This is a genomic window from Sphingomonas sp. P3_C5 (genome assembly GCF_056402635.1).
On record NZ_JBFUHA010000008.1, the window covers coordinates 203,830 to 229,177 of the forward strand.

The 25,348-nt window shown below is 64.1% G+C and carries 21 protein-coding genes and 1 other RNA gene; 11 read left to right on the forward strand and 11 right to left on the reverse strand.

The annotated features are described in order from the left end of the window. The first annotated feature begins 137 nt into the window (after positions 1–137). Positions 138–1,334, forward strand: a complete 1,197-nt coding sequence (locus AC1DVS_RS19655) for a sensor histidine kinase (RefSeq protein ID WP_478025611.1) — start codon at positions 138–140, stop codon at positions 1,332–1,334. After that, positions 1,324–2,079 (forward strand): LytR/AlgR family response regulator transcription factor, encoded by a 756-nt coding sequence (locus tag AC1DVS_RS19660; protein ID WP_478025612.1) that lies wholly within the window; start codon positions 1,324–1,326, stop codon positions 2,077–2,079. The genes AC1DVS_RS19655 and AC1DVS_RS19660 overlap by 11 nt, the downstream gene beginning before the upstream one ends. A gap of 74 nt (positions 2,080–2,153) precedes the next feature. Here the strand turns inward: AC1DVS_RS19660 and AC1DVS_RS19665 are convergent, their stop codons facing one another. From AC1DVS_RS19665 to AC1DVS_RS19675, 3 genes are all read right to left on the reverse strand, one after another. Next, positions 2,154–2,498 carry a UrcA family protein gene (locus tag AC1DVS_RS19665; protein WP_478025613.1) on the reverse strand — a complete coding sequence of 115 codons (345 nt, stop codon included), beginning with the start codon at positions 2,496–2,498 and terminating at the stop codon, positions 2,154–2,156. A 303-nt stretch (positions 2,499–2,801) separates the two neighbouring features. Beyond that, complete coding sequence (locus AC1DVS_RS19670) at positions 2,802–4,952, reverse strand: ATP-binding protein (protein WP_478025614.1); 2,151 nt, start codon at positions 4,950–4,952, stop codon at positions 2,802–2,804. 261 nt (positions 4,953–5,213) lie between these two features. After that, positions 5,214–5,603 (reverse strand): cupin domain-containing protein, encoded by a 390-nt coding sequence (locus AC1DVS_RS19675; protein WP_478025615.1) that lies wholly within the window; start codon positions 5,601–5,603, stop codon positions 5,214–5,216. 124 nt (positions 5,604–5,727) lie between these two features. On the opposite strand from AC1DVS_RS19675, the gene AC1DVS_RS19680 reads away from it, so the two are divergent. Next, positions 5,728–7,782, forward strand: a complete 2,055-nt coding sequence (locus AC1DVS_RS19680; protein ID WP_478025616.1) for an alkaline phosphatase D family protein — start codon at positions 5,728–5,730, stop codon at positions 7,780–7,782. Positions 7,783–7,970: 188 nt separating this feature from the next. Beyond that, positions 7,971–10,925, forward strand: coding sequence for a VIT domain-containing protein (locus AC1DVS_RS19685; protein ID WP_478025617.1), 2,955 nt, complete (start codon positions 7,971–7,973; stop codon positions 10,923–10,925). A 129-nt stretch (positions 10,926–11,054) separates the two neighbouring features. On the opposite strand, the gene AC1DVS_RS19690 is transcribed toward AC1DVS_RS19685, so the two are convergent. After that, positions 11,055–11,954, reverse strand: coding sequence for an HNH endonuclease (locus AC1DVS_RS19690; RefSeq protein WP_478025618.1), 900 nt, complete (start codon positions 11,952–11,954; stop codon positions 11,055–11,057). 107 nt (positions 11,955–12,061) lie between these two features. Here AC1DVS_RS19690 and AC1DVS_RS19695 point away from each other — a divergent pair, with 107 nt between their 5' ends. The 3 genes from AC1DVS_RS19695 (at position 12,062) to AC1DVS_RS19705 (ending at position 15,083) form a co-directional block, all read left to right on the forward strand. Then, complete coding sequence (locus tag AC1DVS_RS19695) at positions 12,062–12,472, forward strand: hypothetical protein (RefSeq protein ID WP_478025619.1); 411 nt, start codon at positions 12,062–12,064, stop codon at positions 12,470–12,472. Then, positions 12,472–13,719: a hypothetical protein gene (locus AC1DVS_RS19700; protein ID WP_478025620.1), complete on the forward strand. Its 1,248-nt coding sequence runs from the start codon at positions 12,472–12,474 to the stop codon at positions 13,717–13,719. Before AC1DVS_RS19695 ends, AC1DVS_RS19700 begins: the two co-directional genes overlap by 1 nt. Before the next feature lie 134 nt (positions 13,720–13,853). Next, complete coding sequence (locus tag AC1DVS_RS19705; protein ID WP_478025621.1) at positions 13,854–15,083, forward strand: hypothetical protein; 1,230 nt, start codon at positions 13,854–13,856, stop codon at positions 15,081–15,083. 132 nt (positions 15,084–15,215) lie between these two features. On the opposite strand, the gene AC1DVS_RS19710 is transcribed toward AC1DVS_RS19705, so the two are convergent. The 3 genes from AC1DVS_RS19710 to AC1DVS_RS19720 form a co-directional block, all read right to left on the reverse strand. Further along, positions 15,216–16,688: a YecA family protein gene (locus tag AC1DVS_RS19710; RefSeq protein ID WP_478025622.1), complete on the reverse strand. Its 1,473-nt coding sequence runs from the start codon at positions 16,686–16,688 to the stop codon at positions 15,216–15,218. A 200-nt stretch (positions 16,689–16,888) separates the two neighbouring features. Beyond that, the gene (locus tag AC1DVS_RS19715) at positions 16,889–18,040 is read right to left on the reverse strand and encodes an alpha/beta hydrolase (protein ID WP_478025623.1); all 1,152 of its coding nucleotides are present in this window, start codon (positions 18,038–18,040) and stop codon (positions 16,889–16,891) included. A gap of 387 nt (positions 18,041–18,427) precedes the next feature. Next, a complete protein-coding gene (locus tag AC1DVS_RS19720; protein ID WP_478025624.1) occupies positions 18,428–18,826 on the reverse strand; it encodes a M67 family metallopeptidase in 399 nt (132 codons plus the stop codon). 17 nt (positions 18,827–18,843) lie between these two features. On the opposite strand from AC1DVS_RS19720, the gene AC1DVS_RS19725 reads away from it, so the two are divergent. The 4 genes from AC1DVS_RS19725 (at position 18,844) to mtgA (ending at position 22,882) form a co-directional block, all read left to right on the forward strand. After that, complete coding sequence (locus tag AC1DVS_RS19725) at positions 18,844–19,794, forward strand: RluA family pseudouridine synthase (protein ID WP_478025625.1); 951 nt, start codon at positions 18,844–18,846, stop codon at positions 19,792–19,794. A gap of 60 nt (positions 19,795–19,854) precedes the next feature. Continuing rightward, complete coding sequence (gene rpoH / locus AC1DVS_RS19730) at positions 19,855–20,760, forward strand: RNA polymerase sigma factor RpoH (RefSeq protein ID WP_478025626.1); 906 nt, start codon at positions 19,855–19,857, stop codon at positions 20,758–20,760. A 4-nt stretch (positions 20,761–20,764) separates the two neighbouring features. Beyond that, positions 20,765–22,039, forward strand: coding sequence for a flavin monoamine oxidase family protein (locus AC1DVS_RS19735; RefSeq protein WP_478025627.1), 1,275 nt, complete (start codon positions 20,765–20,767; stop codon positions 22,037–22,039). Positions 22,040–22,186: 147 nt separating this feature from the next. After that, complete coding sequence (gene mtgA / locus AC1DVS_RS19740; protein WP_478025720.1) at positions 22,187–22,882, forward strand: monofunctional biosynthetic peptidoglycan transglycosylase; 696 nt, start codon at positions 22,187–22,189, stop codon at positions 22,880–22,882. Between the two features lie 9 nt (positions 22,883–22,891). On the opposite strand, the gene AC1DVS_RS19745 is transcribed toward mtgA, so the two are convergent. The 4 genes from AC1DVS_RS19745 to AC1DVS_RS19760 form a co-directional block, all read right to left on the reverse strand. Continuing rightward, on the reverse strand, positions 22,892–23,215 hold the full coding sequence (locus AC1DVS_RS19745) for a YbaB/EbfC family nucleoid-associated protein (protein ID WP_478025628.1): 324 nt from the start codon (positions 23,213–23,215) through the stop codon (positions 22,892–22,894). Beyond that, a complete protein-coding gene (locus AC1DVS_RS19750) occupies positions 23,212–24,864 on the reverse strand; it encodes a DNA polymerase III subunit gamma/tau (protein WP_478025629.1) in 1,653 nt (550 codons plus the stop codon). Before AC1DVS_RS19750 ends, AC1DVS_RS19745 begins: the two co-directional genes overlap by 4 nt. Before the next feature lie 63 nt (positions 24,865–24,927). Next, positions 24,928–25,025, reverse strand: an RNA gene (ffs, locus tag AC1DVS_RS19755) — signal recognition particle sRNA small type. Positions 25,026–25,064: 39 nt separating this feature from the next. Next, positions 25,065–25,334 (reverse strand): hypothetical protein, encoded by a 270-nt coding sequence (locus tag AC1DVS_RS19760; RefSeq protein ID WP_478025630.1) that lies wholly within the window; start codon positions 25,332–25,334, stop codon positions 25,065–25,067. Positions 25,335–25,348: the final 14 nt, after the last annotated feature.

The following is a 25,348-nucleotide window of genomic DNA, read 5'->3' on the forward strand; positions in this document are numbered from 1 at the left end:
TCCTCAGTCATGCGTGATGATCCGACTCAGGTCATCGCCGGCCGCGATGTCAGTGCTTTTCGGTGAGCGGTCGACCTGCTTCGACCAACGACATGAAACGTCATGTCCGGTCAGGCCTCATGCGCTAGGATGATCGAATGCCGCCTGAACGCCAGTCCGTCACCATGCTCGCGCCGCGCACCGCGCTCCTTTCGATCGCGTGTTTCTGGGCCTTTTACTTCACGATCTGGTCGCTGCGGTCTGTCTTCGTGTATCAGGGCCATCAGATGACGATGCTCGGCACGCGCGCGATCGTGTCGCTTGGCAGCGCCGGCGTGACCGTGATTTTCTATCGCATGATGCGCCGCGTGCCTCCCGGGAAGCTGGGAAAGAGTATCGGACTCGCGCTCGTGCTCGCTGCCCCGGCCGCCATTCTCTACTCCTCGTTCAACTGGTTCATGTTCTCGCATGTTCATGACGGCGAACCGATGAGCTGGCACTGGTCTAAGGACACCATGCAAACCCTGCCCACCCGGCCTCGTCTGCCGGGAACGCCGCCGGCCCCGAAGCCGGTGATGGTGGGTACGATGCCATCCAAGGCCGAAGACGATATGACCCCGCTTCAGTCGATCGCGGACCAGGCAGGCAATGGCTATTTCTTCTTCATCGCCTGGGCCACGCTCTATCTCGCTTTGTCCTATGCGGCCGAGATCGGCGCGCTCGAGCGCCGGACGGCCGATCTCCGCGCGGCCGCCCAATCGGCCGAGCTCCGCGCGCTGCGGTATCAGGTCAATCCGCATTTCCTGTTCAACACGCTGAACTCGCTATCGTCGCTCGTGCTGGCCGGCAGGAACAAGCAGGCCGAGCAGATGATCATCAATCTCGCGACCTTCTTCCGGACGAGCCTGACCGGCGATCCGACTGAAGACGTTCCCCTGGCCGAGGAGATCAGGCTGCAGCGCCTGTATCTCGATATCGAGCGGGTCCGTTTCCCCGACAGGCTGCTCGTCTCGGTCGACATGGACGACGCGCTTGCCGCTGCGTGCGTACCGGGGCTGATCCTGCAGCCGCTCGTCGAGAATGCCGTGAAATACGCCGTCTCCCGCTCACGCCGCGCCGTGACGATCCGGATCGCTGCGTGGCAGGACGCGAACGGGCTATCGATCGCGGTGGAAGATGATGGCGATGCGATCGACGCCACCTTGGGAGATGCCAGTACGGGAGTCGGGCTGCGCAATGTCCGCGACCGTCTGACTGCCCGTTTCGGCGATCTAGCCACCTGCCGCTGGGGGCCCCGACCGGCTGGGGGCTTTGCCGTAACCCTCACCTTGCCGCTGGTTTATGATGGCTGCTGATACCGCACTCCGCACGTTGATCGTCGACGACGAACCGCTCGCGATCGAGCGGCTGCAGATCCTCACAGCACCTATGCCGTCCATCCAGTTGGTCGGCACGGCATCGGATGGCGAGGCCGCGCTGCGCCTGATCGAGGCCCTGTCCCCCGAACTGGTGCTGCTCGATATCGCGATGCCGGGGCTCGACGGTATCGGCGTGGCGCGCGCGCTGGAGGGCAAGGCGGGCCGCCCGGCGGTCATCTTCTGCACCGCGTTCGATCAGTTCGCGGTGGCGGCATTCGACGTTGCGGCGGTGGGCTATCTGCTGAAGCCGGTCGGCCCGGATCAGCTGGCCAGGGCAATCGCCCGCGTCGCGGAACTGCGGCGCGTGCCCGCGCCCCCGCCACTGTCAGCGTCAACCACCGCGCCCGCGTGGATCGAGGAATTCTGGGTGCCGCATCGCTCCGAGGTGATCCGCATCGCCGCGCGCGATATCGATCGCATCGAGGCGGAGCGGGATTATATGCGGCTCCACCTCGGCAAGCGCAGCTTCATGCTGCACCAGACGATCAGCGCGCTCGAGCAGCGGCTCGATCCGGCGCTGTTCATCCGCCTGCATCGATCGGCGATCGTCCGGCGGGACTTCATCGCCAGGCTTCGCCATGACGGCCTGGGCACCTGGCACGCAGTCCTGGCCGACGATCATGAGGTTCGGATCGGACGAAGCTACCTCGCAAAAGCGCGGGCGCTGATCGGACGCGGCTGACGCCGGCACGAGCGTGCCTCCGGGAGGTCGTCCCGGAGGCGAAAAACGAGTGGTAATGCGATGAAAGGGTTCGGTTATCGAGCGCCGGGCGCGACCAGTGCGCCGGCCATTGCGTAGGACTGCGCACTGCGCGCGCCGGCGATCGCCACTTCGATCTGCGGCGCGACACGCTTGATGGCCCGGTTCCGGCAGGCACGGACCGGCGCATCTCTGGCGAGATCGCGAGTGTCTGGCTCGCCGCACACAAGCGTCGCGGCGTGCTCGATGCGGCGACGGAGCGTGCGCTCGCCGGCTGTGGTGGCAAGATTGAGATCGTTGACGCGGACGGTCGCGCGCGCGGCCTCCTGTCCGGCCGTGGCCGGCGTGGTGACGAGACAGATCCCGAGCAGGAATGCGGTGCGGATGAAGATGGTCGACATGACGGATACTCCTGGGTCGGTCCGGCGTTGCCGGTGTGTGCGGCGACCATCAAACGGCGCCGCCGGACCGAGTTAGGCCGCGCTCGGGTCTGGCGCGCGGCGGTTTCGACGAGGTCCCGGGAGAAATCCATCAACCGCCCTCGGCACCGACGAACCGTCAACCGCCATCGACGCACGTCGGGGCCGGTGCGCGCGCAGCGAGTGGCCCTATGTCGCCGTCCGCCTCTACGATCTCGAGGAAACCAGCGAACTGCAGCGCCTTTGCCTCAAATCAGGGAGCCGCCTTCGACCGGACATGGCGCGTCATGCGGCTTCTTCGTGGTGCATATGTTGCTCCACAAACCGCAGCACCGCGGAAGATTGATACGCGGCGGCCAGCGTCTCCAGCCGCCCGACGAAAACACAATATTGCGGATCGAGACCCAGAATCGCCGATGCCTCCGCTCGGACCCCGCGCATATTGCCGCCACGGGCGAGGGCCAGGAGCCGCGCCATCTGGTCCGCCGGGGGAATGGCCATGGGGTGCGCATCAACGGCACCCTCATCCTCCTTTCCGCACTCTCCCTTCCCGGCACGAACAAGATCCTCGACACAAGCACGCAGCTGCGTCACTTCGATCGGCATTGCCAGCAGTCGGTCAGCGCCTGCGGCGCGCGCCTCGGCTTCCGTCTCCGTGGTCGGGTTGGCGGCAAGGGCCATAATCGGGATTAGCAGCGCCTCGCAGTTCCGCAGGTGCCGTACCGCGTCCAATCCCTCGGGCGCCGGCATTTTGAGGTCGATCAGGATCAGGTCGGGCGCTGTCGCTGCTACGACCTCGACCGCCTCCGGTCCGTCAGCGGCTTCGCGAACCCTGTATCCCCAGCCTTCGAGCGTGTCCCGCAACGTCGCTCGATTGGCCGCGACATCGTCGACGACCAGTATCTCGCACTTGCCAGCCGCTGAACCTGACCCGGGCGCCGGTAGGCCGATCGCGGCGAGCGGGAAGCTTGCTTCCACCCGGAAGCGGCTGCCCTCGCCCACGGCGCTCTCCACCTCGATCTGCCCTCCCATCACGTCAACGATCTGGCGGGTGATGCTCAGGCCGAGGCCAGTGCCGCCGCTGCGCTCGGTTGCGCTGCCGACCTGTTCGAATGGCCGAAAAATAAGGTCGAGCTGATCGCTCCGGATTCCGCCGCCTGTGTCCAGCACGTCGAAGCGCAGGCGCACATCGCCCCCGTCCCGGGACACCGTCGACACCTCCAGCCGCACTTCGCCCACGGTTGTGAACTTGATCGCATTCCCCAGCAGGTTGATCAGCACCTGCCGGATCCGCTTATGGTCGCCGACGAGATGGTGCGGCACGTCATCGCTGACCTCGACGATGAAGCGCAAATCCTTTTCCTCGGCGCGCAGCCGGATCATCTGCGCGACATGCTCGACACAGGCGCGGACATCAAAGGGGGCGGCCAGCAATTCGAGCCGACCTGCCTCGACCTTCGAGAGATCGAGCAGGTCGGTGATCATTGCCAGCAGATGTTCCCCGCTCTGATTGATCGTCTGGACAGCCGATAACTGCCCCGCGGAGAGATTGTCGCTTCTCAGCAACTGCGCATAACCGATAATCGCATTGAGCGGCGTCCTGAGCTCGTGGCTCATATTGGCGAGGAACTGGGATTTGGCTGCGCTCGCCGCCTCGGCCATCGCGCGGGCCATAGCAATTTCGCGGCTTTCGGCCGCCTGTCGCTGCTGGCGCTCTTCATAGCCGCGCCTGACGCGAAACACACGGTAGATCAGCACGATTGCGGCCAGCACGAGCCAGACGCTGATGATCACGAGATACCACTGGGCCGATGACAGAAAAGCACCCTCGAACGCGATGCTGTGCACAGCGACGCTGAAGGTCTGGGGCTTCGCGCCGCTGCCCGACATTATGTCGATGGCGACCACATTGCCGAACTCCGGCTTGGCCTTTTCGGGCGACAGAGGATGGCTGGTTGCCCACCATTGTTCGACACTGAACTGGTCCCGCGTGAAGTGGATTTCGTTCTCGCCATCGACGACGCCGAATTCGACGATGTTGGGTTTGTTGCTGTCGCCCGCCCCTATGCGGCTGTAAGCTGGATCATAGTTTTTCAGGATCAGCTTCAGCCGTCCGGGCGCGCCATGATATCTGAGCCGCAGGATGCCGGATCCATAATGTGAAAAATCGCGACCCTTGGCAGGGTCGGCCCTGTTGAACTGCATCCCATAGGCGCAATAGAGAAAGGTAGCGCCGGCGCGCAGCGTGCATGTCCAGGACAGCTGGGTGGGATTCATCGAAATGCTCGTTGCGCCGGCATTGTCGCTGTCGCCATAAACATAAGGTACGAAATTGCCGCTCATCGGGGTAAATGTCGTTCTCTGCCGCGTAATGGCATTCTCGCCGAGCACCGCAGCAAAGGTCATGATGAGCAGCAGAAAGACAGCTGCTTCCATCCTGAGGGAGGTGCCCGGGAACAGCTTGCCCGGGCGTCGGGATACCTCCGCCGCCAACGGTTTTGCCGGAACGGTCTGGATCGCAGCGGACTTGCCGGGAACGATGGAACCTGAGCCTCGACCAACGATACGCAACGGCACTTGTCCTGAACTGGCTGTGACACGCCACATGCCGGTCTCGCCCGGGGGAGGCGAAGCTTGCAGCCCCCATCATGGCCGCATTTGGTTATCGAGACGTTCGCGCATCACTCCGGAAAGCCCCTATTCCAGGTCAGTCTGAATCCACTCCGGCGAGTGGTGGATATCGATCGTCTGCAGCCGCCCCGGCCCGAGATTCTCGAACTTGTGCGGAACGCCCGCAGGGCCGAGCACGACCTCTCCTGCAGAAACATCGAGCACCGTATCGCCGACGTAGAAACGCGCCCGGCCTTCGATCACGACGAATGTCTCATCATACGGGTGCACATGAAGCCGCGGCCCCACGCCCGTCTCATCGGTGCCATAAGCCAGCACGGTGACTGCCCCGTTCAAATCCAGTCCGGCAACAGACCCCCGCCACGGTCCGCCCGTTGCCGGATCGAACAGCCTCGCCCGCGATGCCGGACGTCCATCCGCCTGAACCACAGATGGGTCGAAATCTTTACGCGCCACCTTACACCCTCCTTACAGGTCATATTTTCTACATCATAAGAGGCGTTTACAAGGACCGCCACTTACCTTGACCTCGCGCCATCGCCACGAGACTATCGCCATCGATAACCCCCGGGAGCGCGACATGGATCGACGGCAGTTTCTGGCAGGCGCCACGGCTCTCGGAGTCACCGGCATCTGGGCGACGCGATCAGCGGCCATGCCGTCGCGGATCACCTGGCACGAGAACCGCGCCCTCTATCCGCAGGGCGTCGCGTCCGGCGATCCGGACGAGCACAGCATCATATTGTGGACCAGGCGCCCCTTCGACCAAGGCGAACGCCACACGCTGACAGTGGAGGTCGCGCGCGACGCGCATTTCCGCCGCGTCGTCGCCACCGCACGCGTGCCGGTGCTTGCGGCGGCCGACTGGACCTGCCGCGCGCTTGTCGGCGGCCTCTTGCCGGCCACCACCTACTGGTACCGCTTCACGGATGACACCGGCATCGGCAGCCGCGTCGGGCGCACGATCACCGCCCCGCGCGCCACCGATCGCCGCCCCGTCCGCTTCGCCTTCGTCTCGTGCAACAGCGTCAACGAAGGCGCGCAGAACGCCTATCGCCGGATGATCTGGGAGGACGAGCACGCCCCCGCCGACCGCAAGCTCGGCTTCGTGCTCCATCTCGGCGACTTCATCTATGAACTCGTCGAATATCCGGAAGAAGTGCCGCATCGCTATGCGCGCACTGTCTATGATCTCGGCCGCATCCCGGACGGGCGCAAAGTCAGCAATTTCTACGTGCCGACCAATCTGGCCGGATACCGCCACGTCTACCGCGCGCATATCAACGATCCCGACATACAGGACGCACGGGCGCATTTCCCCTTCGTGTGCATCGGCGACAATCACGAATTCTCGTGGCAGGGTTGGCAGAGCTTCATCAAATATGGCGGCAAGGTCGAGCCGGCGCAGCCGCTCCGCGTCGCCGCCAATCAGGCCTGGTGGGAATATATCCCGTCGCGTGTCCGTAAGTCATCCGGCGTCGGGCTCGACCAGTTCCGCCCGCCCGTGGTTACGAAGGCGCCGATCGAGACGTTCGACGATCATGGCTTCGGCACCGAGCCCAACAACCGCACCGCCGTGCACAGCATGACGTCGTATCGCGCCCTGCGCTACGGCCGGCATGTCGACCTGATCCTGACCGATCTGCACAGCTACAAGGCGGCTGACCCGAACGACCGGCCCGAGGCGGCGGCGCTCGATTCCGGAGACTATCCGGTCCTCCCGCAGGAGTGGATGGAGATCGTCGACGGCGGAAAGGATTACGCCGGCGGCAATCCCCCCGCGACCATCTCGATCGGCGACAAGACCATCCCCAATTTCCGCAAGGACGAGCCCCCCTACAGCGCGCTCGGTCGCGAGCAGAAGGCGTGGCTCAAGCAGCGCCTGACGAGGTCCACCGCAACCTGGAAGATCTGGGGCGCGACCAACGGCACGCTCGACATGCGGACCGATCCGCAGAACCTGCCCGCCGGCCTCATCAAGGCAACCTGGATGGGCAAAGATTATGGAACCTTCGGCAGCGGCGATTTCAGTGGGGCGTTCAACGAGCGCGCCGAGATCTACAACACCGTCCGAGATCACAAGGTATCGGGCTTCGTCACCGTCTCGGGCGATCGCCACAGCTTCTGGGCCGGCTATGCTGCGCCGGCGCTGCCGCCCGCCGGGTTCGCGCCCGTAGGGCTCAGCTTCATCACCGGCTCGATCTCAGCGCCCGGCCTGGGCGAAGCCGCAGAATATTTCAAGGAATCCCCCACGCGCCCGCTGTACGTGCGGAAAACACCGGGGGCGGAGCCCGAGCACACGATCAACCTGACGATCAAGCGCGGGGTGCGTGCGGCGCTCGAATATGCGGCGAGCGGCGACATCGCCAAGGCCCGCGCGCTGACCAATCCGGACGTCGCGCCGCATCTCGAATTCGTCGACATGGCCGGGCACGGCTATGCAGTGGTCACCGCCGGACCCGATGCGATCGAAACCGAATTCGTCTGCATCGTCCGCCCCGTCACCCGCGCCACCACGCCGGACGGCGGCCCGCTGCGCTACCGCGTATCGCACCAGGCACGCCTGTGGCGGCCGGGCACGCCGCCGAAGCTGGAGCAGCGGGTGCTCGAGGGGGATGCGAAGCTGTCGGTCTGAGGATGTGTCATTCACATCCTGGACTTCGGGTGCGCTTCAAAATTGACACCGCCTCTTCGGCCGCCCGGAACTAACCGCGCTCAGTCCGCCACGTCCTTCGAGCGCCCGCTCTGAGCCGCGACCGCACGCCCGGTTGCTCCCGAGCGCAAAGCTTGCCACTCTCGCCGACGGGCAAAGGGGAGAAGGCGGTGTCGCGTTTTTTGGTACTGGCGGTCGCCATCGTCACCCTGTCTTCTGCTGCCTGGGCGCAGAGCAACCCAACTCTGACCGAGGCCGAGCGCGGTATCCGGCGTGACGACGGGCCCGCGGCCCATCTCCGCATCGATGCGCTCGACGTCCGCGCGCACCTCGTCGGCCGCACCGCCGACGTCACAGTGGAGATGCTGATCGGCTCGGACGACGCCGACAGCTATGAGGCGAACCTCGCGCTCACGCTTCCGGCCGACGCGGTCGTCACCGGCTATGCGCTCGACGTCGGCGGCAAGATGATCCCCGGCCAGCTGCTCGAGGCGCCCAAGGCGCGTAACGTCTATGAGGACGAGGTGCGTCAGGGAATCGATCCGGGGCTGGCGGAGATCGTCGGAAACCGATTCACGACGCGCATCTTCCCGATCGATTCCGAACATCCTCGCCGCTTCCGCCTCACTTTCGTGGCCGCGTTCGATCCGGCCGTCGGCCTTGTCCTGCCGTTCGCCCGCGATGCCGCGATCGGGCGGGTGACGGTGAACGTTACCGCCGACGGCTATGCCGCCGCGCCCGCCGTCCGCTTTGCCAGCCAGCAGCTTGGCCTGGCGCGGAGCGGCGGCGGCTGGCGCGGGCAGGCAGTGCTTGGCAAGGCGGCGATCCGCGAGGGGCTGACCGTCACGGGCGGCACGCTGGCAGGGCCGCTGGTCGTCGCGCGCCATCCGAGCGGGCAGGCCTTTTTCGTGATCAGCGACGGGGCGGCGGGCGAGCCGAAGCCGCCGTCGCGCGGTGGCCGGCTGCGCATCTACTGGGACCGCTCGCTCTCGCACGGCAGCGACCGCACTGATCTGGAGGTCGAAGTGCTGGCGCGCCTCGCCGAACGGACAGCGCCCGCAGCGATCGACCTCGTCACCTTCGCGAGCGACCGGCCGCAAGTCGCGACGCTGGGCAACGTCGCAGCGCTCAGGGCGGCGCTCGCCCGCGTCACCTATCGTGGCGGCACCTCGCTCGCCGGACTCGACGCGCTGGCGCTGCCCGCGGCCAGCCAATGCGTGCTGGTGTTCGACGGAAACGTCACGATCGACCGTGGGGCGGCCTTTGCACCCGATTGCCGACTCGTTGCGCTCACCGCCGCGTCCGGGAGTGACGGCGCGCGGCTCGGCCGACTGACGCAGCACACGGGCGGCACTGTCGTGCGATTGGCCGCGGGCGGCGAGGCCGGGGCGGTTGCCACCCTCGCCGCGCGCGAGGCCGCTCCCATATCGGTCCGCGATGCTGCCGGACAGCGGATCGACACGCGCGCGCTGCCGGCAGGCGGAGGCCGGTGGCTGATCGTCGGGCCGATGCCGGCGGGCGGCGTCACCGTGCGCCTGAGCAACGGCCACGAGCGGCACTACGCGCCGGCCGGCACGTCGGTCGCGGCCGAAGCGCCGGCCGCGCTCTGGGCTGCAGGCCGCGTGGCGGAGCTCGCCGACGACCCCGCCCGGCACGCAGCGATGGCGGAAACCGCGCGGCGCTACCAGGTCGCCGGTCCGGGCATGTCGTTCCTGGTGCTGGAGCGCCCCGACCAATATCTACGCGCGGACCTGACCCCGCCGGCGGGCTTCGACAAGGAATGGCTGGCGCAATATCGCGAGGCCAAGCGCGACCAGGACAAGGAGAGTCGAGACTCTCGGCAAGAGCGGCTCGCCTTCGTGGTCAAACAATGGCGCGACCGCCGGGACTGGTGGAGCAAGCGCTTCGCGCCGCTCACCCGTGCCCAGGTGAAGCGCGCGGGCCTCGACGAGGGGGGGCCATCTGCGCCGCCGCCACCTCCACCTCCGCCGCCCCCGCCTCCACCGCCCGAGCCGGGCCAGCCGCCGGCCCTGACACCGCCGTCGATCGCAGCGGCGCCCCTCCAGCGCATCGCTGCCGACGACGATGGTACCGCAGACCTCGTCGTCACCGGCGCTCGGCGCGACCTGCCGCTGCCCACACACGAGCCGCCCCCGGCTGCCATCAAGCTCGACATGGCAGACCTGATCGCCAAGCGGCCCTATATCGTCGCGCTTGACGCTGCTGGGCCCGCCAGGCGGCTGGCCGTGCTGGCAGAGCAGGAACGCCAGTTCGGTTCCGTCCCGACCTTCTATCTCGACACCGCCGAGTGGTTCCGGCTCAAGGGCGATGCGGCCACTGCCTCGCTCCTTCTCCTTTCCGCGCTGGAGCTCCCGACCAGCGACGACGAAACGCGCCAGATCGTCGCCTTCCGGCTCGAGCGCGACCGCGCCTTCGCCCGCGCGGTCGAGCTCACCGAGCATCTCGCCGCCGCCAATGTTCAGTTCCGGCCCCAGCCCAGTCGCGACCTCGCTTTGGCACTCGCGGCGCGCGGGCGTGCTGCGGGCCGGGCCGGCCGCGCCGACCTGGAGCGCGCCTTCCAGCTCCTCGTCGACGCAGCGCTCAACCCGGCGTCCAGCGACTTTGACGGGTTCGAGGTGGTCGCCCTGATGGAGGCGAACGCGCTCATTCCGCAAATCCAGGCGGCGGGCGGGCATTGGGCGCTCGACCGCCGGCTCGTCGGCCTGACCGACACTGACGCGCGCATCGTGATCGAATGGACCGCCGACGATGCCGACATCGATCTGTGGGTCGACGAGCCCAATGGCGAGCGTGTCATGTACTCGAACAAACTGAGCAGCGCGGGCGGACAGATCTCCAACGACATGACCGATGGCTATGGACCGGAGGAATACGCCGTCCATCGCGCCCCCGCCGGCCCGTATCGCGTGCGCATCAACGGCTATGACGCAGACCGCATCAACCCCAACGGTCCCGGCCATGTGCTCATCCGCCTCCAGCGCAACTTCGCGCGCCCGAGCGAGGCGCAGGAGCTGGTCGACCTCGACCTCTCTTTCCAGACCGGCCGGAACCGGAACGAGGAAGACGAGACGAGGCCGGTTGCGACCATGCGGGTCGAACGCTAGCGCACGATCCGTAGGATACCGGCAATCGGGAGCGACGGTTGGCACCGATCCGATAGCGCCCCCAAACCCACCGTCACCCCGGACTAGTTCCGGGGTCCATCGGGCCGCATGAGCTGCCGGTGAGGCAGCTCACACCTTGAAGCAATGCTCCCGATGCCACTCCAGAAAATGCGGATGCGGCCGATCCGCCGCCCGCACCGGGGGCAGGGCATAACCACTCTTGTTGATCATCCCCCGCACCCCCTCAGGATCATTGATCTGCCGCGAAACCAGAATCTGCAGGTCATCCGCCAGGCTGATCAGCCCCCGGTCGAACATCCAGTGCACGGTGCCTGAAAGCGCGAGGCCGTTGTTGATGATATCCGGCCCGCTCGCCTCGACCGGCCGAATATGCGCCGCCTGAACTTCAGCCCGCCCGCCGCCGTTGATCAGCTTCAACCCGGTGATCGCACACCGCGCATCATAAGCGCGCAGCACGACACGGCGAAAGATCCGGTCCCGAACGATGCGCGACCCGAAATAGCCGACGCGATCCCGCTCCTGCTCGAACGCAAAGGGTGATCGCTCCTCCTGCACAAGATTGTCGAGCACAGGATCATCGACGCGCGGCAACAGGGTGTCGTCCCCCGCCAGACCCTGTTCGACGATCCGATTGAAGTCGGCAGGCGAAATCGGCCGAACCGCCGATTGCGCGCGACCGGAGATCACCCCGGCCTCATTCAACAAACCGCGCTCGATCGGGCCCTCGGCATCGCTGAACGGCACCGGGTTGGGGAAATCGAGATAGCTGCCAGCTTCGATCAGCGCGAGATACATCCCCGGCGCGCTTGGATCGGGAAGGATGTGCTGGATCTTGGCGACAGCGAAATAGCCGCGCGTCTCGGCAACCTTGCGGGGCTCGTAGTAGAGGATCCAATCGCCGATAAAGGGTTCGGCGCGGCCGAGATACATGCTGGGGAACTGATAACGCTCAGCGGGGCTGTCGTCGTAGATCGAGTCGGAGCGATGGATGAAAACGCCGAAGGCCATGGGCCGGAATAGCATTCGCAGTCGGATCTCGCCATCTTGGACCTTATTGTCATTGTCGCCGGGCGTTCATGCTCTAGCATGTGTGTTCATTGCTGCGGAGGTTCTAGGTGGAATTGCAAATCGAGCTCGACTCGCAAGGTGTCGCAGCCCGCGGCGTCGACATGCGGGCGCTGAGAGAGAACATTCAGGCCGAGCTGGACAAGATCGCTGTGTCTGCCAAGGTAACGAAACCGGTAGCCGCCGAAGTTGCCCCTCCAGCGGGGGCGCAAGGCGATTTAGCTGTCATCCACTGGCTTCTCCATCTCGCGGGCGAGCCGGGCATGATTAAAATCTACGCTAAGGCCGCGGTTTTCGGAATCAATGAGCTTGTGAGGGTCGCACGTCGTTCGACCGAAGATAAGGGCGATGAGAAGCAAACAAAGCTGCAAGTCCGCATCAAGGGTCTCGCGAAGGAGCTGATCCTTCCGGCGACCGAAGCGGTCATCCAGGGAGCTCTGGATGGATCTGACGGTTCATAATGGTTGATCGCCGCGCTGTCGTCGTCGGAGGTTGGCAGGCGAGAGGACGTGACAAGCCCTCTCAGCAGCGCGTCCGCTCTATCACGGATCGTTGGACCAAGATCTTCAACGCGGACACTTTTGGATTCCGAAGCCTTTCGAATCGAGAGGATATGCCGGTTCCGAAGTTAAACCCTTCCCGGGGTCAGCTGCTTGCGGAATTAGCCGACTATCGACGTGTCACGCATGACACGGAGGTCGTCTTCCACTTTCTCGGTCATAGCGTTAGCCGTGGAGCCGAGGATCTTGAGCTCATCTTGAAGGTGGAGGACGGCGAAGACACCACGCTGCCCTTGTCGCAGCTTTTCGAGACGATCGCTCGCATCCCCTGCGGTGCGGTGATCCTGATACTCGACACCTGTCACGTGGGACGGGCCGTCCCGATTCTCGATCCGATCCGCGACCGGAGCTACGCCATGATGGCGACGGGTGAATCTTGGGCCTACAATGCCGACTTCTCCGACGCGCTGCTGCGAGCATTGGAGGCACCGCTTCGCGGCAAGGACCAACGCATCGATCGCCGAGCGGGTGGCGTGACCTATGCCAAGCTCTTCCAAGACGCGACTCGGCGCATCGTTAGCGCCGCGGGTGAACCTCTACAGCAGCCCGTTGCTGCGGGCGAGATGGGCGCTAGAGTCATCATAGAGGCACCGCCGGTCGTGACGGAAGGTTTCAGTCCGATCGCGTCATCCAGGACAGTATACGGTCGAACGTTCGAACTGCTCACGCTCATCCATGATCGGGGTGAAGTTGCGGGGCTAATGGCCGCCGTCCGCGATCACCCAGCCTTCGTGCTGGATACGGGGACTGCGCGAACGGTGTCCGACGCGCGCATTACCGATTATCTGAAATTCTTAAGGAGGGTCCGCTGGGTCGTCGAACCGCAGGGTCGGCTTCAGCTCACTGCTGCTGGAGTGACAGCGAGGGATCGCGGCCGCTTTAACCGTCTCCTGTTGGAGGTGATCGAACGACACGTCCTCCCTTCCGCGTTGGGTCTCGAACGGCTGGATGGGATAATCAAGGAATTACTAGAAGATATGATACCGCCGACGCCTTCGCGGATCCGAGAGCGTGCCGGGATGAATGGAATACTGCTCAATCTGGATCCGGCGACGCGTGTGGCGCTTGCTCTCCTTCCCACCACCGGTCGATTCCTCAAAGGAAGCGCGGATGCAATTTACCCATATGAACCGCTGGGAGGCGAATAAATCCTGAATGCCCGGAATTTCGGCGACGAATTCGGCGACAGTGCATTTTACTGTGCAAGCGCAGTGAGCCTCGAGCAATTAGATGGTCTTATGCCCTTCGCCGTTGCCGAGCTGATATCGGACAATCGTCAAAGATGATCACCGCTTTCCAGAGGGACATCGCGCGCCTCTTGGCCATTCAGGCCCTGGGTCGTCAGCGCACGACCTATCCTGAACTGGCACGCGCGGTCAGCTGGTCCCACCCGCAAGGTCGTGGCTTAGGCAAGCATCTCTGGGAAGTGCTCAACTATACGCACGATCAAGGACTGCCGTGCCTGACGTCGATCCTCTGCATCGCCGGTACACGCCGCCCGCCCGAAGGTGCGGTCGAGTTCATTCGCCAAGTCTATGGACCGATTGACATTGAAGCAGAGCAACAAAGCGTGTTCGAGTTCGACTGGGCGTCGGTAGCCGCGCTAGCGTTTGAGCAGCCGATTGCGCCCGAAATCGACTTCAGCCGCATCTACGCCACCCGCACCTGGGGCTTCGACCCCCTGGAATGGGGTATGACTGGGTTCACCCATGAAGCAACACGCGATCAGATTCTTGAGCAGATGGGTGGCAGGCCGATCTACATCGTCTATTTCTGCAGCCAGCACGCCGAAGCGATTGAAGGGAAGGACGGCAGGTTCACGATCGCGCCGGAGGACGTGGCGCGCGTTCTCGGTATAGTCGAGGTTCAACCAGAGAAAGCTGCTCACGATACCCATATAGCGCCCGAAGCGGTGAGGGATATGCTGGAGCTATGGGGCAGGGCACGCTGGCAATTCGGCCTTGCGAACAGCCGGGCATGGGAGTTCGTCAGCCCGCCCTGGACCCGCGAAGCGCTTCCGCATGCACGCTCAACGTCATGGGAAGCGACGCGCGGCATAGTTGAATTGACAGAGGAGGAGAAGCGTCTGATCCGGCAATACCCGCTCCGCGAGGTTGCCGTCTATGGCCACGAGATGCGACAAGTGGCCTATGCGCTTCGAGAACCCATGCACACCACCTATCTTGCGGTGTGCGAGGATGCGGATCTGCTGGCTAAAACCCCGGCGCCCGCCGGGACCAGGCTAGTGAAGATAGGCGTGTCAGGTGACACAGACCGCCGCCTGCGAGATCTGAATGATCATCATTTTGCGAAGATCTTTGGACTGCGCTTCCGGATGCTGGCGACCCAACGGTGGCCGAGCCAGGACGAAGCTTTGGCCCGCGAGGCGGCCGCACTCGAATGGGCCCTCGCCAACGCAACCGCGCTCGCGTCCGGCGAATATTTCTTCATGACAGAACGCGAGACGATGGATGCAGTGACGAAAGTGAAGCCGCCCAAACGTGTGCGCTGAGCTAGTCGCATTTTTGAGCATCTCTCGCGGTCAACCCGCGAAATCCTGATAACGCCCAGGCCTCTATCGATTGGTGCGGCTATCGCATCGCGCGCGGCACCGGTTTTTTAGACGGCGGAGTACGAGGTCGATCTAGCGACCACAGCATCTTTTTGATTTTCGACCTGACCCGCATGGACACAGGTCGTTTCGTCCAACCTTGACGCGTTTTGAAGTCCGGGTCGCTCCCGCCGGAAGGCGCGGGAATTCTGAAACCGTGCGATTGGTCATCTGCATCTGTGGAGTGAAAAAGAACCTCAGTTCCTTATTTGCCTCTTCATAATAGGCTTTCCGTTCAGCATTCCAATCCTCAAACTCCATCAGGAGCATATCCTCTGAATTGCTTTCTCTAGCGAACTTAGGCGCATCGATTGCAATGCCTATAACTCGCCTAATATCAGGAAATTTTAGCTTCGCGGCCGCACATGCTACCTCAAGCATACTTGTTCGAACTTCTCGACGCTCTTCGAAGGTGCGCGCCTGACCCAATGCCTTGAGCTGCAAAAATACATAGACGGTGCCTTCATAGAAAGAGGGCATCAGCGACACGTTGCGAACAAGGGGGGCGTCGGTTTCGGGAAAATTCCTTATCGACTGGAGCATATGGTCGGATAAGCCGCGCCGAGAAAAGCGAGGCTCCATTGCCATGAAATGAAGCGCACTTTTGCCGTGGAACGGCTGACTGTTTCCTCCTAAAGTGCCTTTAAGTGCATTGGTTGAGGTAATCTGAAGCAGACGATCCCAAAAATATGAACTTTTATTGGCTTCCTTGCGTCGCAAATACGGTTCGCTCTGCTCAAAATCCGCCCATTCCCCCTCGCCTATGTGAACGCTGTCAAAGTGATCGTGCGCTCCGATCATATGACGATTTTTGGTATCATCGAAATTTAAGAAATAATGCGCAATTACGTCCTCTTCACCGCAATATGTAAGACACTGATGGCGTTGAATCGCTTCAATCTTCGCATCCAGGTAAGCCGTAAAATCGAAAATCGTATCGAGTTCGTTTAAGGCGATTTCTAAGTTTTCAGTATCGAGAACATGGACAGGATTCTCTCGATCAACTTCCACAAAGAAAGGCTGATCAAATATCCCCGCGCTCATTGGCTGGTAGCAAATCGCCAAGCTTCCCGATACGTTCTTCGAGGAGGAAGCTTTACAAGCTTCCCTAGCTCCATGTGCTACGATGATCTTGTGAAAGCGTGCCTTGCCGTGATCAATGGGAATAGGAAATGGCTGAGCCTTCTTGCTATCCAGATATATTGATCGGCCAGCCCTGATATACCGCTCTGCGCCATGAGCGGTTGCTACTTGCTTATCTATAACTTCTTTCCGCCAACGCTTCCACGCCAAACCCATATTCGAGGGGTTGTCATCAAACCTGCGATTCTCCCTGTCGAAAAAAATCAGCACATCATTCTCAAAGACGACAATGAGGTCGCACAGTTCTTTTCCGTCATCACGACAGGGGTTGGGGTAGCTCCAAAGCCGCAAGAACGTCTGATCACATAATCCTGCGAGCAGCCGTTCGGTGGGAGTCACGCCTTCTGACTTGGATATAACCATCTCGGCAGCATTGTACCCGAAGTTGCTATTTCAACGTAGGGATAGCTTCGGTCGACATAAAGCGGCCATTTCCCTTACCAATAATGGTATTGAGCAGGCCAAAAAGGATCGCTGGCTAAGATATTGAAATAAGTGATTCCTGATGCAACGAAATTTCTGATTCATTGCATCGATCTCGGCAATCTGAGCCGCCACCGGCCCTATCGCACCACCCGCCCCACCCCAGCCGCACAATCCCCCCGCTCCACAACCCCGCGCACCAGCACGAACGCCCCCTCGCCCTTCGCCCGCCCCTTCGGGTTCGCCAGCCCCGCCACCACATGGCAAAGGTCAGCCGCGCCCTCCGGCGCCTCGACGAAATCGGCATGCCCCACGCCGCGGGAGACCTCGCTCGTGTCCACCACATCGAGCCCCGGCCGCGCCGCCGGGTAACAGCGTTTCGCCCCCGTCTTCCGGCCGCGCCGCAGATCATAGCTGCAATTCGCATCGCCCGCCCGCGCCGCGCCGTGCACCAGCCAGCTCGATTGCAGCGCCCGGTCCAGCCGCGATGCATAGAGCGTCACCCGCCGCCCCGGCGCCACCACCTCGCGGGCAAGGTCGCGGTCGAACATCTCGCGGTCGATATCGGGCGAGGCGAGCACCACCGTGCGCACATGCCCGGCCAGCGCCGGGTGCCTGCGCTGCAGATCGCTCAGCGCATGGATCGCGAGCCTGTTGCCCATCGAATGCGCGACCAGCACGACATCGTCCGAAACTCCGGCGAGCTCGGCCAGCAGCGCGTCGAGATAAGGCTGGGTCCAGCGCTCATTCTCCTCATCCCAGGTATATTTCGTCACCGCGCGCTGCGAGGGCCAGAGGAACGCGATCACCGGCCCGTCGAACCCGGTCGCCGCACTCACTTCGTCCGCCCGCTTCAGCACCGCGTCCGGCGTGTTGTTGAAGCCATGGACATAGAGCAGCACCCGCTTGCCCCGTGAGGCAGCGACATCCGCCGCCAGCCGCACCCGCCACGCCCGCTCCTCGGCCAGCCCGAGCGCCCAGGCGTGCTTCGCCTTGCCCTTCGCATCCGCCACCGGCGCGCTCGCGACGCCATAGCGGATCGGCCCGCCATAAGGCGTCGGCGCGCCGAACGGCATGGGCGTGCCCCGCCCGATCGTCAGCACCGGGTTCGCGCCCCGGCAATCGGGCAGGCCCGTCGCAACGATATACACCGGGTTGGTCGTGGTGATCGGCCCCGCCCCGGTCATCGCCGGGCAGCCCGCGGCCATCACGCCATAATCTGGCGGCACGCTCACACAGCCCGAGAGAAAGGCAGCGGCGATGGCGCTCAGCGCCAAGAATCGTTTCGACATCGCGACCGCCTACAGCAGGATCGCCGCCGCACGCCAGCGGTGCGAGATCAGGGCAATGGGAACGAGCCGCGGCGCGTTCGCATCAGGATGAAGTCGATCGTGGCCCCGATCAGCAGCACCGCGCCGTGGATGTCGCGCTGACGGCATCGGGCTCCGCATGGCATGGCGATCTATCCGGATAATATGATCCACGGCGACATGACATTTCCAACCGAGTTGCCTTGGGGCACATCATCCTATTAACATATTGAAATATAACATTTAAAATGTATTTTCGGCATCCGTCCTGTTGCGAAAATATCGGCGGACCCTCATGACATTCCCAACAAGCGCGCTTGATTCAACCCATCCAGCGCCTGCGCTACGCCGCCTTATGAACAGCGGCGCTCAAAGCCCCTCCACCTCCAGCCCAACCGCCTCGAACACCCCGGGCCGGTCACTCCGCCACAACCGCCCCTCCCGCGCCGTGAGGATCAGCCACAGCGCCCCGTCCCCCATCGCCTGCGCCGCGTCCCGCGCGGAGGGCACCGCCGCGCCGCTCGGATGCGAATGATAATGGCCGAGTATCGCCGGGCCACCACTCCGCGCGCGGCGATGCGCCGCGAACAGTGCCGCCGGGTCTACCTCGAAGCTCCGCGCCGGGTCCGCCGCCACATTCGCGCAAGCCTCCGCCTCCGCGATCCGCCCGCCTGAGCCATACAACAGCCCGCAAACCTCGCGATCAGGGGCATTTTTTGCGTCGGCTAGCAGTCCGTCCAGGAGAGTGCTTGAAATTTTGTACCCCATTCCCACATCCGTAAAACATGGACCGGGGGGTTACCACATTTGAAGCGCGCATCTCGAACGAGGCCGGTGGCTGGCGTCTCGATCGTGCGCTGGCGGACGCGGTGCCGACCCTCTCGCGGGAACGCCTCAAGGCGCTCATGTCGAGCGGCGCGGTCAGCGATGCAAGCGGCGCCCTCGCCCGCGATCCCGCCCGCAAGGCGGTCGCCGGCAGCGTCTATACCGTCGCCGTCCCGGCTCCGACGCCGGCGCATAACGAAGCACAGGATATCGCGCTCAACATCATATTCGAGGATGATCATCTGATCGTGATCGATAAACAGGCCGGGCTCGTCGTCCATCCCGCTGCGGGCAATCTCGACGGGACCCTGGTCAACGCGCTGCTCCATCACTGCGCCGGCAATCTGTCGGGCATTGGCGGCGTGGCGCGGCCGGGCATCGTCCACCGCATCGACAAGGATACCTCAGGCCTGATGGTCGCCGCCAAGACCGATCGCGCGCATGAGGGGCTGGCCCGCCAGTTCCACGATCATACGATCGATCGGCGCTACAAGGCGATCGTCACGGGCCGCCCGTTGCCCTCCGAAGGCACCGTCGACGCCCCGCTCGCGCGCTCACCGTCGAACCGCAAGAAGATCGCGATCGTGCGGAACGGCAAGCGCGCGGTGACTCATTACAAGACCCTGGAGCGGCTCAAAGAGGCCGCCCTGGTCGAGTGCCGACTGGAGACCGGCCGCACCCATCAGGTGCGCGTCCACATGGCTTCACTCGGAAATCCCTTGCTTGGAGACCCGGTTTATGGTAGAACAAAGCCAGTCCATAGGCAGGTTTTGGAAACCTTGCATTTCCGGCGCCAGGCATTGCACGCCGCCCGGCTCGGGTTCATTCATCCTGTAACAAGTACCGCTTTGGCGTTTGATAGCGAAATGCCGGCGGACATGCAGGAACTGTTCGATACACTCTACGTATAGGTTCATGCGCGTATGCTGCCTCAAGCAGGGGCTACGCCCAAGGATAAGGGAGATTTGATCATGGCAAACCGCAGCAACGTCCCCGCGACGATCCCTGCACTTGGCGGAGAGGCAAGCCTCAACCGCTATCTCAGCGAGATCAAGAAGTTCCCGATCCTCGCGCCCGAGCAGGAATATATGCTCGCCAAGCGCTTCGAGGAGCATGGCGACACCGATGCGGCCGCGCAGCTCGTTACCTCGCATCTCCGCCTCGTCGCGAAGATCGCCATGGGCTATCGCGGCTATGGCCTGCCCGTGTCCGAGCTCATCTCGGAGGGCAATATCGGCCTGATGCAGGGCGTGAAGAAGTTCGAGGCCGATCGCGGCTTCCGTCTCGCCACCTATGCGATGTGGTGGATCCGCGCCTCGATCCAGGAATTCATCCTGCGCTCGTGGAGCCTCGTGAAGATGGGCACCACCGCTGCCCAGAAGAAGCTGTTCTTCAACCTGCGCCGCATGAAGTCCAAGCTCGACGCGTTCGAGGATGGCGATCTCTCGCCCGAGCATCTCGCCAAGATCGCCAAGGATCTCGGCGTGACCGAGGACGAGGTCACGAGCATGAACCGCCGCATGTCGATGGGCGGGGACACCTCGCTCAACGTGCCGATGCGTGAAGATGGCGAAGGCCAGTGGCAGGATTGGCTCGCTGACGATTCGCCCCTTCAGGACGCTGTCGTCGCCGACGCGCAGGAAGCCGATGTGCGCCACGAGATGCTCGAGAGCGCGATGAGCGACCTCAACGATCGCGAGAAGCACATCCTCACTGAGCGTCGCCTGACCGACGACCCCAAGACGCTCGAGGAACTCAGCCAGGTCTACGGCGTGTCGCGCGAGCGCGTCCGCCAGATCGAGGTCCGCGCCTTCGAGAAGCTGCAAAAGGCAATGATGCGCCTCGCCGGCGACAAGCGGATGCTCGTCGCGGCGTAATTCGGTGGCTGGCGCTGACGTTATCGTCGTCGGCGCCGGCGCCGCCGGCATCGCCGCCACCCGGCGTCTGTTGGAAGCCGGGCTGGACGTCCTGCTGTTGGAGGCGGGCGGGAGGATCGGCGGCCGGGCGCACAGCGTCCACATCGGCGGCTACCCGCTAGATCTCGGCTGCGGCTGGCTCCACTCGGCCCGCCGCAACCCCTGGACCCAACTCGCCGAGCGCTACGGCTTCACCATAGACCGCACCCCACCCAATTGGCGCGCCCAGTGGCGCAACCTCGGCTTCCCGCCCGAGGAGCAACAGGCCTCCCAACAGGCATGGCAACGCTGGGAAGAGGCAGCCCACGCTGCTCTCCCCGGCCCGGACCGCCCCCTCTCCGACTTCATCGATCCAGCCGACCCGTGGCGCCCGATGATCGACGCCATCTCCGGCTTCGCCAACGGCGCCCCCCTCGGGCGCGTCTCGCTCCACGACTGGGCCGCCTATGAGGACGCCTCGACCATGGACAATTGGTCGATCGTCGAAGGCTATGGCACCCTCATCGCCCGCCACGCCCAGGGCCTGCCCGTACAGCTCGATACGCAGGTCACCCGCATCGATCATCGCAGCCCCACCCTCCGCCTCGACACCAGCCGCGGCACCCTCGAGACCCGCCACGTCATCATCTGCGTCCCCACGACCGTGCTCGCCGATGAGGGCCTGGTGTTCGATCCGCCCCTCCCCGCCAAGCACGAGGCCGCCGCCGCGCTCCCGCTCGGCCTCGCCGACAAGGTCTTCCTCCAGGTGTCGGGCGAGGAGCTGCCCCGCAACGGCCATCTCATCGGCAACCCCCATATCGCCTGCACCGCAGCCTATCGCCTCGGCCAGTTCGGCTGGCCGGTGATCGAATGCTTCTTTGGCGGCGACTGCGCCGAGGCGCTCGAACATGGCGGCGAAGGCGCGGCCGCAGACTTCGCGGTCGGTGAGCTCGTCGCTCTGCTCGGCAGCGACTGGCTGGCCCGCCTCACCCCCGTCGCCGCCACCCGCTGGCGCGCCGAGCCCCATATCCATGGCTCCTATTCACACGCCCAGGTCGGCGCGGCGCCACAGCGCGCTGTGCTCGCCGCCCCGGTCGACAACCGCCTGTTCTTCGCCGGCGAGGCCTGCTCGAAGACCCACTTCTCCACCGCGCACGGCGCCTATGAAACGGGCATCGCCGCGGCTGCGGCCGTGATCGGGACAGGTGCTGGTGCGCAGGCTGATCAATCCCGGTTTACCAGCTCCGGCCGTTCTGCGTAAAAGCATGCCATGAGCGACGAGCGGGGGCCGACCTCACAAGCTGATCCCGGGGTCAACCCGGCCGCGCTGTTTCCCGGCGCGGTCCCGCTTGGGCCCAAGCCCGTACCTCCCACCCGCCCCGTACTGGAACCCGAGCCTGTTGCCCCAATGCGCCCTCGCCGCTCCATCCTCCGCCGCCTGATCGGCTGGGTCTTCAAGGCCATTGGCGCCTTCTTCATCATCTCGATCTTCATGGTTGTGCTGTACCGCTTCGTACCGCCACCAGTGACCCTCACCATGCTCGGCGACGTTGTCAGCGGCCACGGCATCTCAAAGGCGTGGATGCCGATCTCGCAGATCGACCCCAACATGGCCCGCGCGGCGATCGCGGGCGAGGACTCACGCTTCTGCGAACATCACGGGTTCGATTTCGCCGCGCTCGGAAAGGCCTATCTGAATAATGCCCGTGGCGGCCGTATCCATGGCGGCTCGACGATCAGCCAGCAGACCGCGAAAAACGTCTTCCTGATTCAAGGTGGCGGATATCCGCGTAAAGCCATCGAAGCCTATTTCACCGTCCTGATCGAGTTGATCTGGGGGAAGCGGCGGATCATGGAGGTTTATCTCAATGTCGCCGAAACCGGCATCGGCACCTACGGCGCCAACGCCGGCTCGATGCGCTATTTCGGCCATGACGCCTCACGCCTCAGCCCATCCGAAGCAGGCCGTATCGCAGCCGTGCTGCCCCTGCCCAAGAAGCGCGCGGTCATCGCCCCGCAGGGCTTTACCCGGCGTCACGGCAATGTCCTCACCAAGGGCGTCGGCGTGGTCCGCGATGACGGGCGGGACGGGTGCTTGCGCTGATGCGGAGCTTCAGAAAGGCAGCTTGAACCCAGGCGGCAGCGGCAAGCCGCTGGTCATCTTGGACATTTCTGCACTGGAGGCCGCATCCGCCTTGGCCTTGGCGTCGTTGAAGGCTGCGACGATCAGGTCCTCGAGCATCTGCTTCTCGCTCGCTGCGAGCAGCGAGTCATCGATATCGATGCCGATGATGCGCCCCTTGGCTGACGCCTTTACCTTCACCAGGCCGCCGCCCGCCGTTCCCTCGACCTCGATGGTGTCGAGCCCGGCCTGCGCCTTGGTCAGCTCGTTCTGAACGTTCTGCGCCATGGCCATGATGTCTTCGAGGCTATTCATGATGTGCTCCGTTGTGCCGCCATCAGGCGGTCGAGTTCGCTTTCGGGAAATTCCGCATCGGGAAAGGCTTCAAACGCTGCCTTCACCACCGGGGTTTCAAGAATGGCGGCGCGCATCGCATTGCGGCTCGCTTCCTCTTCCTCACGCATCGTCGGCGCGCCCGGGGTATCTTCGGCGGTGACCTTCCAGGGCCGCCCGGTCAGCCGCTTCAGTTCGGCGTTCAGCTCGCGGATCAGGTCAGCCGGAAGCGGCCGCGCCGAGCTCAGGACCAGCTCGGGCGCGGCGAAACGCACGACGCTGGCGCTGCGGGTGAGTTTCACCGCAAGGCCCTGCTCGCCCTTGTCTTCGAGAAAGCTGACCAGCTCGCGGATCGTGCTGGGTAGCGAAGCCTCGACCGGCACCGCCTGCGCGCGCGACGCCGGTGCGGTGAGCGCAGCCCCGGCGACGGGCGCGCCATTGGCGATCATCCGGGCCAGTTCGCCTGGATCCGGCAAGGTGGATGCGTGGATAAGCCGCAGCAGCGCCATTTCGCAGGCCTCGATCGGCAACGCCGCGCGGGCGACCTCGTCATGGCCCTTGAGCAGCAATTGCCACAACCGATGCAGCGACGCGAAGGAGAGCGATGCCGCCCAGCTGGCCAGCGCATCGCGCTCCTCGGCTGCTTGTCCCATTTCCGGCGCTGTGCCGAGCTTCACCAAGGTGATACCGTGCACCGTCTCGAGCAGCGAGCGCAGCACGCCGAGCGGATCGACGCCGAAATCATATTGCCGCCTGAGCGCCGCAAGCGCGCCCAGGCCATCGCCTGCGAGCACCAGCCCGAGCAGATCGCGAATCGCCCCCCGATCCGACAGGCCAAGCATGTCGCGCACCGTCGCCGCCTGGACGCCACTGCCCTCGATCCCGGCATGCGCAATCGCCTGGTCGAGGATTGACAGCCCGTCTCGCGCCGAGCCTTCAGCCGCGCGCGCAATCAGCGCCAGCGCCTCGGGCTCAGCCTCGACGCCCTCTGCCTCGGACACCCGCGCGAAATGCTCGGCCAACTTCTCCGCCGGAATGCGCCGCAGGTCGAATCGCTGGCACCGTGACAGCACCGTCACCGGCACCTTGTTGACCTCGGTCGTCGCGAACAGGAACTTCACATGCGCCGGCGGTTCTTCGAGCGTCTTCAGCAGCGCGTTGAACGCGTTCTTGGACAGCATATGAACTTCGTCGATGATGTAGATCTTGAACCGTGCCGAGACAGCCGAATAGCGCGAGGCGTCAATGATCTCGCGGACATCGTCGACGCCGGTATGGCTCGCCGCATCCATCTCGATCACGTCGATATGCCGGCCCTCGGAAATCGCGACACAGGGCTCGCAGACGCCGCAAGGGTCGATCGTCGGGCCGCCATTGCCATCGGGGCCGATACAGTTGAGCGCCTTGGCGATCAGCCGCGCGGTCGAGGTCTTGCCCACCCCGCGCACGCCGGTCAGCAAAAAGGCATGCGCCAGCCGCCCGCGCCGAATCGCGTTGCCGAGCGTCGTCACCATCGCATCCTGGCCGATCAGCTCCGCAAAGGTCTGCGGCCGGTATTTGCGGGCGAGGACGCGATAGACCTCAGCCTTGGCGGGCTGAGGCGGTTCGCCGAGATCGAAGGAGTCGGACATTGCGATCCATCTAGGCGGTCGTTCGCCACGACGCCAGAAGATCGACCAATTTTCGTGGAAAGCGGCGGTGGGAGCCGGAACGACCCGCGGCGAAATCGTTGCGGCTGCTTCCTTCCGGATCTGACCGGGTTGGCGACGACCACGTCCGCCCGACTCCCGCGTGCCATATGGCGGGGCCGGGCGGTATGATCAAGCCCGTCTTACCAGCGAACGGTGCGGCAGACGCGAACGCGATGATGATGGCGCCATTTGGTCTTGCACACACGACGCGTGCGATGACGGTCGCGCCAGCCGCGGCGTTCGCCAGGCCGTACGTCGCGCCGGCCATCGTCGGTCCTGACGGTGGTCGTCGTCGTGACGACGCGCTTGTCGTGCCGCTCGTGGCTAGACTGCATCTGTGCGCTCGCGGTGGCGGGCGCAATCGCGGCGACAGCCACAAGGCCTGCCGAGATCAGCGTGAACAATTTCATGGTATCTTCTCCTG

Bases quoted from the DNA above. Each gene is read 5' to 3' on its own strand.
- AC1DVS_RS19655 (WP_478025611.1), top strand. From the start codon at position 138: ATGCCGCCTGAACGCCAGTCCGTCACCATGCTCGCGCCGCGCACCGCG.
- AC1DVS_RS19660 (WP_478025612.1), top strand. From the start codon at position 1,324: ATGGCTGCTGATACCGCACTCCGCACGTTGATCGTCGACGACGAACCG.
- AC1DVS_RS19665 (WP_478025613.1), bottom strand. From the start codon at position 2,498: ATGTCGACCATCTTCATCCGCACCGCATTCCTGCTCGGGATCTGTCTC.
- AC1DVS_RS19670 (WP_478025614.1), bottom strand. From the start codon at position 4,952: ATGGAAGCAGCTGTCTTTCTGCTGCTCATCATGACCTTTGCTGCGGTG.
- AC1DVS_RS19680 (WP_478025616.1), top strand. From the start codon at position 5,728: ATGGATCGACGGCAGTTTCTGGCAGGCGCCACGGCTCTCGGAGTCACC.
- AC1DVS_RS19690 (WP_478025618.1), bottom strand. From the start codon at position 11,954: ATGGCCTTCGGCGTTTTCATCCATCGCTCCGACTCGATCTACGACGAC.
- AC1DVS_RS19700 (WP_478025620.1), top strand. From the start codon at position 12,472: ATGGTTGATCGCCGCGCTGTCGTCGTCGGAGGTTGGCAGGCGAGAGGA.
- AC1DVS_RS19705 (WP_478025621.1), top strand. From the start codon at position 13,854: ATGATCACCGCTTTCCAGAGGGACATCGCGCGCCTCTTGGCCATTCAG.
- AC1DVS_RS19710 (WP_478025622.1), bottom strand. From the start codon at position 16,688: ATGGTTATATCCAAGTCAGAAGGCGTGACTCCCACCGAACGGCTGCTC.
- AC1DVS_RS19715 (WP_478025623.1), bottom strand. From the start codon at position 18,040: ATGTCGAAACGATTCTTGGCGCTGAGCGCCATCGCCGCTGCCTTTCTC.
- AC1DVS_RS19720 (WP_478025624.1), bottom strand. From the start codon at position 18,826: ATGGGGTACAAAATTTCAAGCACTCTCCTGGACGGACTGCTAGCCGAC.
- AC1DVS_RS19725 (WP_478025625.1), top strand. From the start codon at position 18,844: ATGGACCGGGGGGTTACCACATTTGAAGCGCGCATCTCGAACGAGGCC.
- rpoH (WP_478025626.1), top strand. From the start codon at position 19,855: ATGGCAAACCGCAGCAACGTCCCCGCGACGATCCCTGCACTTGGCGGA.
- mtgA (WP_478025720.1), top strand. From the start codon at position 22,187: ATGCGCCCTCGCCGCTCCATCCTCCGCCGCCTGATCGGCTGGGTCTTC.
- AC1DVS_RS19745 (WP_478025628.1), bottom strand. From the start codon at position 23,215: ATGAATAGCCTCGAAGACATCATGGCCATGGCGCAGAACGTTCAGAAC.
- AC1DVS_RS19750 (WP_478025629.1), bottom strand. From the start codon at position 24,864: ATGTCCGACTCCTTCGATCTCGGCGAACCGCCTCAGCCCGCCAAGGCT.
- AC1DVS_RS19760 (WP_478025630.1), bottom strand. From the start codon at position 25,334: ATGAAATTGTTCACGCTGATCTCGGCAGGCCTTGTGGCTGTCGCCGCG.